Origin of the sequence: Pedobacter nyackensis (assembly GCF_032678475.1) — a bacterium.
Lineage (GTDB): Bacteria > Bacteroidota > Bacteroidia > Sphingobacteriales > Sphingobacteriaceae > Pedobacter > Pedobacter nyackensis_A.
The window spans coordinates 682,376-695,122 of record NZ_JAVTSF010000001.1 but is presented as its reverse complement, the minus strand read 5'-3'; the positions used below and the strand labels follow the sequence as shown (position 1 = coordinate 695,122).

Below are 12,747 nucleotides of genomic sequence, written 5' to 3'. Positions count from 1 at the left end.
TTCTTTGCACTCATCTGGTTTGAAATGTAATCGTCATCTCTGGATCAGTTAAATCATTAAATAATTAATCAATTAATAAATAAATCAAATGAAAATTAAAAATTATCTTTTTCTGGCATGTTTAGTCATTAGTATGTTATCTGCCTGTAACAAAGACGAGGCTTTGCCCGCACCTTCGATTCAGATGGGTGTTTCTGATAAAGAGATTACTGGTAAGTTAAGCGAAAAGCTTTCCTTTTCAGCCAGTAGCTCAAATGCGGTTGCTTACCAACAAGAGTGGAAATTAGATGGTGAAGTAAAAAGCACAGAAGATACATATGAATTTACACCTCTAAAATCAGGAACTTATCTGATCGAATACACGGCTTTTAACAATTCAGGAACATTTACTTTTCTATATACCATTAAAGTAGCCGCACCAACTAAACCTGTTACGCCTGAAAGCTCAATGTATGTAACACAATTGTTTGAATATAATCCTGCGCCAGGACAATTTATTAATAAGGCACCTGGAAATTTAGAAAGTGCGCGAGGTATCATTGGAAAAAAGGGGATGGTTACATTAGGTTCATGGGGTGGCTATATCGTATTGGGATTTGATCATACGGTAATTAATGCTGCTGAAAAGGAAGATATTATTGTTTATGGAAATCCAATGGCAAATTTTGCCGAACCGGGAATTATATGGGTAATGCAGGATGAAAATAATAATGGAAAACCTGATGATACCTGGTATGAAGTAGCAGGAAGTGAATTTGGAAAAGCAGGTTATAAACGCAATTATTCTGTTACTTATACCAGACCTAAACCAGATACTGCTCCAATTCCATGGAAAGATAGTGAAGGTAATACAGGTATTGTAGCGACAAACACTTTTCACAAACAGAGTTATTTTCCCATTTGGATAGCCGGAGATGAATATACTTTGACAGGTTCAATATTGCCATCTTCAGGTATTGATATGACTAACCCTAGTTACATTACGAGTGCTCCATTTTCGTGGGGGTATGCTGATAATATTGCTGGTGGAGATAAGATTGATATTAGCAATGCTGTGGATAAGAATGGTAAAAAAGTATCATTAACGGGGGTTGATTTTATTAAAATTCAGACAGGTATACAAGCGAATATGGGCTGGTTAGGTGAGCTGTCTACAGAAGTAACTGGTGTTGCTGACCTTAGTTTAGTAAAATAAAACAGTTTTTATCTACCCTGGATAGATAGGACCTGAAATACATTGTAGTAATGCGCTCGGAAATACTTAAATAAAAAATGAATACAATTACATTAAAAAAAACTGCACTTGTACTGGTAATTGCCAGTGCGTTATTCTCTTGTAAAAAGGATGACACTGTTAAAGAAGAATTATCAGTATCTGGTAAGTATGAAGATGGATTTTTCGTGATTAACGAAGGTTGGATGGGACATGGTACTGGTTCAGTTAGTTTCTTCGATAATGCATCCGGAACATTGAAAGATAGTGTGTTTCAAAAAGAAAATCCGAATAGCGAAGGTTTTAAACCTACAAGTTCTACCGTGCAATTTGCAGCTAAGTTTAACAATAACCTTTATGTAGTGAGCAAGGTTAGAGGGCCGGTTGTGGTTGCTGATGCGAAAACACTTAAAGAAGTTGGTCGTATCCCGGGATCATCAGAATACGATTGGCGTGCTTTTGTGGGGTTAGATGAAAACCGTGGTTTATTAAGTAGCACTGATGGTATCTATATGGTTAACCTCAAAACATTGAAACCATCATTTAAGCTTTTGGGTGCAAATGGACAAACCGGCGATATGCTAAAGGCTGGTAAATATATTTATGCAATTAATCAATCAGCAGGTGCTATTATTTATAATGCTGAAGACTTAAGTGTGGTAAAAAAAATAGCTGGGGTTACCTTGGGTTTTGTACAAACCCCAAATAAAAAAGTATGGTATACTAAAAAAGAATACTTGTATAGTTCCGACCCTCAAACGCTGGAAACTGATAGCGTGAAATTGCCTTTTACACCCGCAAATACCTGGTTTGCCTGGTTCTCATCACCAATTATCGCATCTACAAAAGACAATACAATCTTCCTGTTGAAGGCTCCTAGTTTTGGAGGTGGAAAAATGCTTTATAAATACACTGAAGGAGATAAATCAACTTTAGATCAGCCTTTTATTACTACGCCTGAGAACCAATCATTCTATAAAAAGAACCTTGGTTATAATCCAAAAACCAATCAAATTGTGACTACAACAGTTCAGGATGGCTGGGGTGATAACTATAAGGTAAATAACATCTATTTTTATGATGCGGTTACCGGATCATTGATTAAGCAGATTCCGTATAGCGGTTTCTATTTTCCTGCGATGTTTGTGTTTCACTAATCTGGATAAGTACGATTATTAATGGTTGTTTTATTATCCGTAGAAATAACATAACTTTGTACTATAAATTTATATGAACATGTCTGGAGCTAAATTTAATCCGAGTGCAGTAATTCTTGTAGCAGTTGTTGCACTGGTAAGTATTTTCCGCATAGCGGCGCCTTATTCTGATAATTTTAAAGAGATCGCTAATTTCTCTGCAGTAGGTGCTGTCGCTTTATTTGGTGGAGCATACTTTAACAGTAATATAAAAGCTTTTGGTTTTCCTTTATTGGTCTTATTGATCAGTGATGTATTTATTGCGCAAACATCTGGATATGGCTTTTTCTATGGAGGCTGGTACTGGACTTACATTGCTTTTATCCTGATGGTATTGGTAAGCAAAGTACTACTTAAGAAAATAAATGTTCAAAATATGGTAACAGCTACCATTTCGGTGATTTTAATTCACTGGATCGTTTCTGATATCAGCGCGATGTATGTTCCGGGATTATATCCACCAACTTTAGCTGGTTTTGGAGCTTGTTTAATCGCTGCTATTCCATTTGAATTGAAATTTTTGTACGGAACTATAATATACGGAGCAGTAATGTTCGGTTTTATGGCATGGTACCCATCCTTAAGCTTAAAAAAAGGTTTAAGCGCATAATAAGAATATTAAAATATTTACAACAAAAAAAAACGTTGCCCTTTTGGAGCAACGTTTTTTTATAAAGCTTATTTATAGGCTTACAATCCCTATCCGTTCTTCAATCTTCTTTGCGCATTTTATAGCTTCTGTCAAAATATCCTCATTGTCGATATCCTTATTCGCATTTAAAGCTGTAAGGCTGGAAACAGTGAGACAGGCAATAAGACCTTTGCTACCTTTTCCAATGGGTACAGAAACATCAATCACACCTGCAGCCAGATCACTGGTGCGGATATAAGCACCCTTAGTCTGTATTTCATTTAATGAACTGAGAAACTTTTTCTGTTCTTTATCTGGATATGCTTTATAGATATCATTACCACTTAATACAATTCCCTTTTCTGCTTCCGGCATATAGGCTAGTAACACTTTTCCTGATGCTGTTAAAGGTAAGGGAAAGAGATTTCCTTCTTCAATAGATAAAGCTATAGGACCTGGACTCTTAGCATGAAGGATCACCATCACCTGGTTCATATATAATATACTAAGGTGGCAGGATTGCATAATCGTATTGGCTAGCTCTTCGAGCGGATATTGTGCTGCTTTGCGCAATTCATCAACTGGCGAATGCCGGTGAGAAAGATGAAACAGTTTTAACGAAAGTCTGTATTTTCCTGAAACTTCGTCTCTCAAAATATAGCCACGGCTTTCCAGGCTCATCAACATGCGGTAAATCTCATTTGGGCTTTTATCTATACCAGTAGCAATCTCGGTCTGAGAAAGCGGAATAGATTGGGAAGACAGGTGTTCCAGGATATCTAGGCCTTTATCTAGTGCAGGGGCCTGATACTTCATTTCTTTATCCTTCATAAAAACTAACTCGTAATTTATTAAACAAACATACTAAATGCTTTTTATTCATTGTTCTTTAAAATGATGTATAAAAGTTACTTAAATATATATGTTCATATTTGAAATAAATATTTATATTTGAATTAATAACCATTTGTAAACCGAATACACTGTTAATCTTTAAACTAAAAAAATAATTTAGTTACAGCAGGTATTCATCTTATTAAAAAAATGAGCAGATTACTATACTTCCTTGGTTTATTATTACTTTCAGTTCCTGTTTCTGCTCAAAATTTGAGTGTAGGTAATCTCCGTTGTGTTTACAAAACCGATCCACGCGGTGTGGAGTCAGACTCACCTGTGTTAAGCTGGGAGTTAATTTCAAAGTATAGGAATGTATTGCAGGCCGCCTATCAGGTTCTTGTATCGGATAATCTGCCTGACTTAGTAAAAAACAGAGGTAATATTTGGGATTCTAAAAAAACAATCTCTGATCAATCGATCCAGGTGAACTACAAAGGTAAAACTTTGGTATCGGGAAAGACCTATTACTGGAAAGTGAAAGTTTGGGATAATAAAGGAGGTGTATCAGAATGGACTCCGGTGTCAAAATGGCAAATGGGACTATTAACTGTTGGCGACTGGAAAGGTGCAAAATGGATTGCTTATGAAAAACTGGCGGATTCAAATGTAACGGTACTACCAAAAGACAATAAAAAAGATACTTATTTTGGTAGTAATGTATTGCCGCTTTTAAGAAAGGATTTTGTGGTTAAAAAAGCTGTTGCAAAAGCCAGTATGTTTATCAGTGGTCTTGGACACTTTGATATGAGCCTGAATGGTAAAAAGCAAGGTGATCATTTTCTGGATGCTGGTTGGGTAAAATATGATAAAGAGGCACTATATGTGAGCTTTGATGTAACTGCAGACTTGCGGAAGGGTGCAAATACCATTGGGGTAATGTTGGGGAACGGTTTTTATTATGTACCCCCTGTAAAAGGAAGATTCAGGAAATCTAAGCCCGCATTTGGTTATCCTAAAATGATATGCAGGTTGGTAATAGAATATATAGATGGCACAACAGAGAATGTAATTAGTGATAAAAGCTGGAAGACAGCGCCAGGTCCTGTTACCTTTTCAAGTATATATGGTGGAGAGGATTATGATGCGCGTTTAGTGCAAAAGGGCTGGAATTTGCCTTCTTTTAATGATAAACATTGGAAGCAGGTATTAATTGTAGAAGGTCCGCCAGCTATCAGATCACAACAGGCAGAGCCGCTCAGGATATTTGAAAACTTTAAGGCGCAAACCATCACAAAAGTATCAGAGAAGGAATGGATATATGATCTTGGACAAAACGCTTCTGGTATCATTAGTCTGAAAGTAAAAGGAAATAAAGGTGATACCATCAGGGTTTATCCGGGAGAGCTGCTTAAAGATGGAAAAGTAAACCAGAAACCTACAGGTAGTCCATTTTATTTTGAATATGTATTGAGTGGTGAAGGAGAGGAAAGCTGGCAACCGCAGTTTACTTATTATGGTTTCAGGTATTTGCAGGTTCAGGGGGGTACACCCGTTGGAAATAGTCAACAAGGTCGGTTACCGGAAATATTGGAATTAAAAGGTTTGCATACCCGCAACGCGGCGGGCAGAACAGGCGAATTTACTTCGTCAAATCAACTTTTTAATAAGACCGATGAATTGATAGACTGGGCTATTAAGAGCAATATGGCAAGCGTATTTACCGATTGTCCGCATCGTGAGAAGTTGGGCTGGCTCGAACAATCGCATCTGATGGTTTCTTCAGTAATGTACAATTATGATATCGCTACCCTGGCTACTAAAGTGGTGAATGATGTGGTTACCTCACAATTGGAGAATGGTCTGATTCCTGAAATTGCTCCTGAGTACATACAATTTACCTGGGGTGGCGAAATGTTTCGCGATTCGCCGGAATGGGGAAGTACCGGAATTATCCTGCCATGGTATTTATATAAATGGTATGGTGATACCGAGGTGTTAAAAAGTGCTTATCCAACAATGCAGCGTTATATTGCTTATTTACAGACTAAAGCTGAGCATAATATTCTAAAACAAGGATTGGGAGACTGGTATGATATCGGTCCTGAGCGACCAGGTGTTTCACAGCAAACTCCAATGGGCGTAACGGGTACTGCTATTTATTATTACGACTTGTGCTTGTTACAGAAAATGGCAACATTGCTGGGTAAACCTGCAGATACTGAAAAGTATGGTAGGCTTGCGGACTCAGTAAAGCAGTCTTTTAACGCTACTTTCTTTAATCGTGAAACCGGGCAATATGCTACAGGTAGTCAGGCTGCTAATGCAATGGCTATATATATGCAATTGGTGGAGCCAGAATATAAAGCTAAAGTGTTGGCTAATCTGATAAAAGATATACGTGACAGGAATAATACCTTAACTGCTGGTGATATTGGGTATCGTTATGTACTTAGAGTTTTAGAACAGGAAAACAGGTCAGATGTTATTTTTGATATGAATAGCAGGAGTGATGTACCGGGGTATGGTTATCAATTGGCACATGGTGCTACTGCATTAACCGAATCCTGGGCTGCATTGCCAGAAGTGTCTAACAACCACTTTATGTTGGGGCACATTATGGAATGGTTTTACAGTGGTGTTTCAGGAATCAGACAGGAAGAAGGGACAGTCGCTTTTAAACACATCAGGATTTTTCCCGAACCCGTTGGCGACCTGACTTCAGCAAAAGGCAGTTATCTTTCACCTTATGGTTTGATTGTTTCAGACTGGAAAAAAACAGATAAGGTATTTGAATTATTGGTAACCATACCTACAAATACACAAGCAACAGTTTATATCCCCGCAACAGAAAATCAAGCGCTTACAGAAAATGGTTCTTTGGTAAAAAATAGCGCTGAAGTTAAACTAATGGGGTACGAAAAAGGAAGAGCAGTGTTAAAGGTGGGCTCAGGAAATTATACATTTAAAGTACAATAATTTTAATCATGAGGTTGACAAAGGTTTTAAGTCTTACTTTTTTTATTTCATCGGCTGCTCTAGCTCAGGTGCCGAATAAGGAAATCCCTGCTGCTAAAATGCAGGAAATTTACGAGGAGGTTAAAACACCTTATAAATATGGTCTGGTCATGGTGCCGAATGATGAACAGCATAAAATGGATTGCCCCACTATCTTTCGTGAAGGAAAACTATGGTATATGACTTATCTGATCTATAGTGGGCGGGGGTATGAAACCTGGCTGGCAAAGAGTAAGGACCTCCTGAACTGGGAAAATATGGGACGTTTGATGTCGTTTGGTGACGCCGGTAAATGGGACGATAACCAGAAGGCCGGTTATAATGCCTTAACGAGTACCAAATGGGGTGGTGATTATAAACTGAGTAAGTTTAACGGCAAATATTGGATGTCATATTTCGGCGGTAAAGAAAAGGGATACGAAACAGAACCATTATCTATCGGCATGGCTTACACTGATAAGCAGCCATGGGTGGCACATGAGTGGACAAGGATGCAGGAACCTGTTCTAAGTGCTTTGGATAAAGATGTGAGGTGGTGGGAAAACCGCAATAAACTGTTCAAAAGCAGCGTAATCGAAGATAAAGAAAAGCTCACCGGGCATCGGTTTGTAATGTATTATAATGCGGTAGGAGATTCATTGGAAAATAATAAAAAAACAAGGTGGTATGAACGTATAGGAATGGCAGTTTCTGATGATATGCAACACTGGAAAAGATTTAAGAAGGATCCGGTGGTGCATCATCCGGTGGGTATTACCGGTGATGGCGTGATTCAAAAAATTAACGATACCTGGGTGATGTTTTACTTCGGAGCTTTCTGGCAGGACAGAAAGGGAGGGTTTAACCGATTTGCAGCATCGAATGATCTGGTAAACTGGACGGATTGGACGGGTGATAACCTGGTAGAATCATCAGAACCTTATGATGAAATGTATGCCCATAAATCCTTTGTTTTAAAATATAAAGGTATTGTATATCATTTTTATTGTGCAGTAAATAAAAAGGATCAGCGTGGCATTGCTGTAGCCACATCCAAGGATTTAGGAAAAAGTAAAGTCGGATTTGTAGAACCGGCAGTTAAATAAGTTAAAGATACGAACATGATGTTAAGAAGGAACCTGGTTTTATTGTTGCTAATATGGATTGGAGTGCAAACAGCTGACGCTCAACCTCGCATACGTCAGAATTTTAACGAGGGCTGGAAGTTTAACCTGGGGGACGAACAGGCGGCGAAATCGCCGGCCTTTAATGACACCAAATGGAGAAGGCTTACTTTACCACATGATTGGAGTGTTGAAGGAAAGTTCGATATTAAGAACCCGGCAAAACCGGAAGGTGGGGGATTGCCGACAGGTGTTGCCTGGTACCGGAAATCATTTACGTTGTCAGCTGCGCAGCAGAAAAAAGACATTTTTATTGAGTTTGACGGAGTATACAAAAATAGTGAAGTATGGATAAATGGAAATCTGCTGGGGTTACGGCCATTTGGTTACTCTTCTTTTCACTATGAGCTCACAAAATATTTAAAACCCGGAAATAATGTGCTTGCTGTGCGTGTTGATAATTCAGCGCAGCCAGATTCACGTTGGTATTCTGGTTCTGGTATTTACCGGAACGTATGGTTAACATCCACAGAAAAAATAGCTATTGATCATTGGGGAACTTTTGTAAGTACACCCATGGTAAGTAAAGCTAGTGCTGAAGTTAGTTTCAAAACAAAGATCAGGAATCAGCATACTTTGAATGGTAAGATCGACGTGTTATCACAGGTATACGATGCCCGAGGTAAACTGGTTACGTCAGTGAGAACAGATGATGTTTTGCTCAAAGGTAAGGTTATGGAGGTTGCGCAAACTGCAACAGTAAATAATCCGCTATTGTGGTCGGTAACACAGCCGCATCTGTATAAAGTAGTTACAAACCTGTTTTCCGGGAAAAAACTGATAGATAACTATGAAACACCTCTTGGTATTCGATATTTTAATTTTGATGCCGCAAAAGGCTTTACGCTGAATGGCGAATACATGAAAATCCTGGGTGTATGTATGCACCATGACCTCGGTGCTTTAGGTGCAGCTATTAATGTAAGGGCAATGGAGCGACAGTTGGAGATAATGAAAGAGATGGGGGCTAATGCCATCCGCACAGCACATAATCCACCTGCGCCTGAACTGCTTGACCTATGTGACAGGATGGGATTTCTGGTAATGGATGAGGCCTTTGACATGTGGGCGAAAAAGAAGAACAAACAAGATTATCATGTGAATTGGGAGGAATGGCATGTAAGGGATTTGCAGGATATGGTGAAGCGCGATAGAAACCATCCTTCGATTATTGCATGGAGCATAGGAAATGAAATTCGTGAACAGTTTGACAGTACAGGTGTTGCTATAACTAAAGAACTGGTGAAGTTGGTGAAAGATCTGGACACAACACGTCCGGTTACATCAGCACTTACAGAAACCGATGCAAAAAAGAATTTTATATACCAGTCTGGTGCGTTAGACATCTACGGTTTAAATTACAATCATAAACTATACAAGGATTTCCCTAAAAACTATCCGGGACAAAAATTTATTGCTACCGAAACTACGTCATCTTTAGATACCCGGGGATTTTATGACATGCCTTCTGATAGTATTCGCCGCTGGCCAAAAGATGGTAAAACCAAGTTCACAGAAGGCAATGCGGAATTTGCAGCATCTTCTTATGATAATGTATCCGCTTATTGGGGCTCTACACATGCAGAAACCTGGAAGGAAGCGAAAAAATATGATCATGTATCCGGACTGTTTGTCTGGACAGGCTTTGATTATTTAGGCGAGCCACTACCTTATCCATGGCCGGCAAGAAGTTCGTATTTCGGTATTGTAGACCTTGCAGGTTTCCCTAAGAACGCATATTATATGTACCAGAGTGAATGGACAAACAAGTCTGTTTTACATGTATTCCCACATTGGAACTGGTCGGCTGATAAAACGGTTGATGTTTGGGCGTATTACAACAATGCAGATGAAGTTGAATTGTTCCTGAATGGCAAATCTTTAGGTACAAGAACAAAAAAAGGCGAGGATCTGCATGTAGTATGGCAGGTAAAATATGAACCTGGTATTCTAAAAGCCATTTCCAGAAAAAATGGCCAGGTAGTGTTGGTTAAAGACATTAAAACCGCTGGTCAGCCTGCGAAAATAGAGGTGCTAGCTGATAGAACTAACCTGACCGGAGACGGTAAAGATCTTTCTTTTGTAACGGTGAGGATTCTGGATAAGGAAGGCAACCTGGTGCCTGATGCCGATAACCTGGTTCGGTTTAAACTGGAAGGCGAAGGTTTTATTGCAGGCGTAGATAATGGCTTTCAGGCGAGTCTGGAGCCGTTTAAGGCGAATTACCGTAAAGCCTACCGTGGGTTGTGTCTGGCTATTATACAGGCAAAGCAGAAATCAGGAAAGTTAAAGCTTACTGCTACGGCCGATGGTTTGCAAGCTGCGACAGTGGTCATCACTGTTAAATAAAGATGAATTGAGCGAAAAATAAGATAGAGGTCATGAGTGACAAGATTAATTTAAAAGGTATAACGTGGAACCATAGCAGGGGTTTTGTACCTATGGTGGCTACGGCACAGAGATTTTCAGAATTAAATCCACAGGTAGAAATTACCTGGGAAAAAAGAAGTTTACAACAGTTTGCTGATTTTTCTATTCAGGAACTGGCACAGCGTTTTGATTTGCTGGTGATAGATCATCCCTGGGCGGGTTTTGCAGCAAAAACTGCGTCTATACTTCCTCTGGACAAGTACTTGTCCAAAGATTATATGGATGATCAAAGAAATAATACTGTAGGACATTCATTTGAGAGTTATGCATATGATGGCCATCAGTGGGCATTGCCTATTGACGCGGCAACTCCGGTGGCATCAAGCAGACCTGATTTGCTTGAAAAATATGGTTTTCAGCGTCCTGCTACATTTGAAGATTTATTGTTGCTTGCAGATAGAGGTCTGGTGGCTTTCGCAGGTATTCCGATTGATGTATTGATGAATTTTTATACTTTTTGTTGTTCGTTAGGTGAAGATCCTTGTCAACAGGAAGATCAGATTATTTCCAGGGATACTGGTGTAAAAGCATTGCAGATGTACAGGGAACTAGCATCAAAAATTCACCCTGATAACTTTAAAAGAAACCCGATTCAGGTATATGAGGCAATGACATTAGGTGATGATATTGTTTATTGCCCGTTTGCTTATGGCTACTCCAATTACTCAAGAGCTGGCTATGCAGGTCAATTGCTTCATTTCCATGATATGATTTCTTTAAATGGGCAGGATAATCTGCGCAGCACTTTAGGAGGAACCGGTCTGGCTGTATCCTCAAGCTCAGCACATATAGAAATGGCTGTTAAATATGCTGAGTTTGTTGCTTCTGCTACTTGTCAGCAGACCGTTTTCTTTGAGAATGGCGGTCAGCCCGGTCATTTAAGTGCCTGGAAAGACAATGAAGTGAACAGAAGATCCAATGACTTTTTTACCAATACTTTACCTGCGTTGCAACGTGCGTTCCTTCGTCCACGTTATCACGGTCATATGTTTTTTCAGGATCATGCGGGTGATACCGTAAGAGATTACCTGATGAACGGTGGTGATGAATTGCAGGTGCTGGAAAAAATGAATAAGCTGTACATCGAATCAAGAAGTTTGGTATTGTCATGAGGAAACCACTGGAAGGGATATTGGTCTTAGAGTTTTGCCAGTTTCTGGCAGGGCCTTCGGCTGGATTAAAATTGGCCGACCTTGGTGCGCGTGTCATTAAAATTGAGCGCCCAAAAAAAGGAGATGCCTGTAGACAACTGGCTATAAAAAACCTGTTTGTTGAACAGGATAGTTTACTTTTTCATACCATTAACAGGAATAAAGAATCTTATGCTGCAGATTTGAAGAACCCTGAGGATCTGGGCTTGTTAAGAAAACTAATTGTTAAGGCTGATGTGATGACGCATAACTTCCGGCCCGGAGTTATGGAAAAAATAGGATTGGATTATGCGTCAGTACAAAGTATCAATCCTAGAATTGTATATGCGTCGGTTACCGGATACGGAACTGAGGGGCCTTGGGCTACAAAACCCGGGCAAGATTTACTGGTGCAATCTGTATCAGGCTTAACCCATCTTTCGGGGAATGCCGGAGATGGTCCTGTGCCTTTTGGTTTGTCGGTAACAGATATCATGTGTGGTAATCATCTTACTCAAGGTATCATAGCCGCATTGATTAAACGTGCTAAAACCCATAAAAGTGTGTTGGTGGAGGTGAGTTTACTGGAATCGGCATTGGATGTGCAATTTGAAGTATTAACTACCTATTTAAATGATGGCGGTCAATTACCTCAGAGAAGTAAAGTAGATGGTAGTGCTCATGCTTATTTAAGCGCACCTTATGGTACTTATCAGACACAAGATGGTTATCTGGCTTTGGCTATGGGTAATCTGAGTAAGATTAGCGCTTTGATTGGTTGTGATATTTCTGAATATTATACTAATGCAGATGCTTCATTTGAAAACAGAGATGAGTTATTGCAGTTATTAGGACAAAAATTTAAAACCAATACCAATTCGCATTGGCTGAGTTTATTGGAACCTGCTGATATATGGTGTGCTGCGGTATTGAATTATAAAGAAGCGGTTGAGCTTGAGGTTTTCAAAAACCAACAAATCAGACAACAACTCGATTTAGGTGAAGGACGGACAATTGACACGACCAGAGCACCAATACGGATTGATGGAAATAAGCTGTATTCAGCTAAAGCTGCGCCAAAAATAGGAGCAGACAATGATAAGATTAACAAGGAATTTGATTTAAAATAGGA

The 12,747-nt window shown here is 39.3% G+C and carries 9 protein-coding genes; 8 read left to right on the top strand and 1 reads right to left on the bottom strand.

Features of this window, described 5'->3' with window-relative positions; genetic code table 11:
• Positions 1-88 precede the first annotated feature (88 nt).
• From R2Q84_RS02790 to R2Q84_RS02780, 3 genes are all read left to right on the top strand, one after another.
• On the top strand, positions 89-1,195 hold the full coding sequence (locus R2Q84_RS02790) for a cell surface protein (protein WP_316815003.1): 1,107 nt from the start codon (positions 89-91) through the stop codon (positions 1,193-1,195).
• 77 nt (positions 1,196-1,272) lie between these two features.
• The gene (locus R2Q84_RS02785) at positions 1,273-2,370 is read left to right on the top strand and encodes a DUF5074 domain-containing protein (RefSeq protein ID WP_316815002.1); all 1,098 of its coding nucleotides are present in this window, start codon (positions 1,273-1,275) and stop codon (positions 2,368-2,370) included.
• 79 nt (positions 2,371-2,449) lie between these two features.
• Positions 2,450-3,019: a DUF6580 family putative transport protein gene (locus tag R2Q84_RS02780; RefSeq protein WP_316815001.1), complete on the top strand. Its 570-nt coding sequence runs from the start codon at positions 2,450-2,452 to the stop codon at positions 3,017-3,019.
• Positions 3,020-3,091: 72 nt separating this feature from the next.
• On the opposite strand, the gene R2Q84_RS02775 is transcribed toward R2Q84_RS02780, so the two are convergent.
• Positions 3,092-3,871, bottom strand: a complete 780-nt coding sequence (locus tag R2Q84_RS02775) for an IclR family transcriptional regulator (protein WP_316815000.1) — start codon at positions 3,869-3,871, stop codon at positions 3,092-3,094.
• A 213-nt stretch (positions 3,872-4,084) separates the two neighbouring features.
• Between R2Q84_RS02775 and R2Q84_RS02770 the strand changes: the two genes are divergently transcribed.
• The 5 genes from R2Q84_RS02770 to R2Q84_RS02750 are packed head-to-tail and all read left to right on the top strand — an operon-like array spanning position 4,085 to position 12,745.
• Positions 4,085-6,853 carry a glycoside hydrolase family 78 protein gene (locus R2Q84_RS02770; protein ID WP_316814999.1) on the top strand — a complete coding sequence of 923 codons (2,769 nt, stop codon included), beginning with the start codon at positions 4,085-4,087 and terminating at the stop codon, positions 6,851-6,853.
• 8 nt (positions 6,854-6,861) lie between these two features.
• On the top strand, positions 6,862-7,977 hold the full coding sequence (locus R2Q84_RS02765; RefSeq protein ID WP_316814998.1) for a glycosylase: 1,116 nt from the start codon (positions 6,862-6,864) through the stop codon (positions 7,975-7,977).
• Between the two features lie 15 nt (positions 7,978-7,992).
• Positions 7,993-10,404 carry a beta-galactosidase GalB gene (gene galB, locus R2Q84_RS02760; RefSeq protein WP_316814997.1) on the top strand — a complete coding sequence of 804 codons (2,412 nt, stop codon included), beginning with the start codon at positions 7,993-7,995 and terminating at the stop codon, positions 10,402-10,404.
• Between the two features lie 32 nt (positions 10,405-10,436).
• Positions 10,437-11,597, top strand: coding sequence for an ABC transporter substrate-binding protein (locus tag R2Q84_RS02755; protein WP_316814996.1), 1,161 nt, complete (start codon positions 10,437-10,439; stop codon positions 11,595-11,597).
• Entirely contained in the window at positions 11,594-12,745 is a 1,152-nt protein-coding gene (locus R2Q84_RS02750) for a CaiB/BaiF CoA-transferase family protein (RefSeq protein WP_316814995.1), read from the top strand. Before R2Q84_RS02755 ends, R2Q84_RS02750 begins: the two co-directional genes overlap by 4 nt.
• The last annotated feature ends 2 nt before the right edge of the window (positions 12,746-12,747 follow it).

Coding starts and splice junctions, on each gene's coding strand:
- R2Q84_RS02765 (WP_316814998.1), top strand. CDS start 6,862: ATGAGGTTGACAAAGGTTTTAAGTCTTACTTTTTTTATTTCATCGGCT.
- galB (WP_316814997.1), top strand. CDS start 7,993: ATGATGTTAAGAAGGAACCTGGTTTTATTGTTGCTAATATGGATTGGA.
- R2Q84_RS02755 (WP_316814996.1), top strand. CDS start 10,437: ATGAGTGACAAGATTAATTTAAAAGGTATAACGTGGAACCATAGCAGG.
- R2Q84_RS02790 (WP_316815003.1), top strand. CDS start 89: ATGAAAATTAAAAATTATCTTTTTCTGGCATGTTTAGTCATTAGTATG.
- R2Q84_RS02750 (WP_316814995.1), top strand. CDS start 11,594: ATGAGGAAACCACTGGAAGGGATATTGGTCTTAGAGTTTTGCCAGTTT.
- R2Q84_RS02785 (WP_316815002.1), top strand. CDS start 1,273: ATGAATACAATTACATTAAAAAAAACTGCACTTGTACTGGTAATTGCC.
- R2Q84_RS02770 (WP_316814999.1), top strand. CDS start 4,085: ATGAGCAGATTACTATACTTCCTTGGTTTATTATTACTTTCAGTTCCT.
- R2Q84_RS02780 (WP_316815001.1), top strand. CDS start 2,450: ATGTCTGGAGCTAAATTTAATCCGAGTGCAGTAATTCTTGTAGCAGTT.
- R2Q84_RS02775 (WP_316815000.1), bottom strand. CDS start 3,871: ATGAAGGATAAAGAAATGAAGTATCAGGCCCCTGCACTAGATAAAGGC.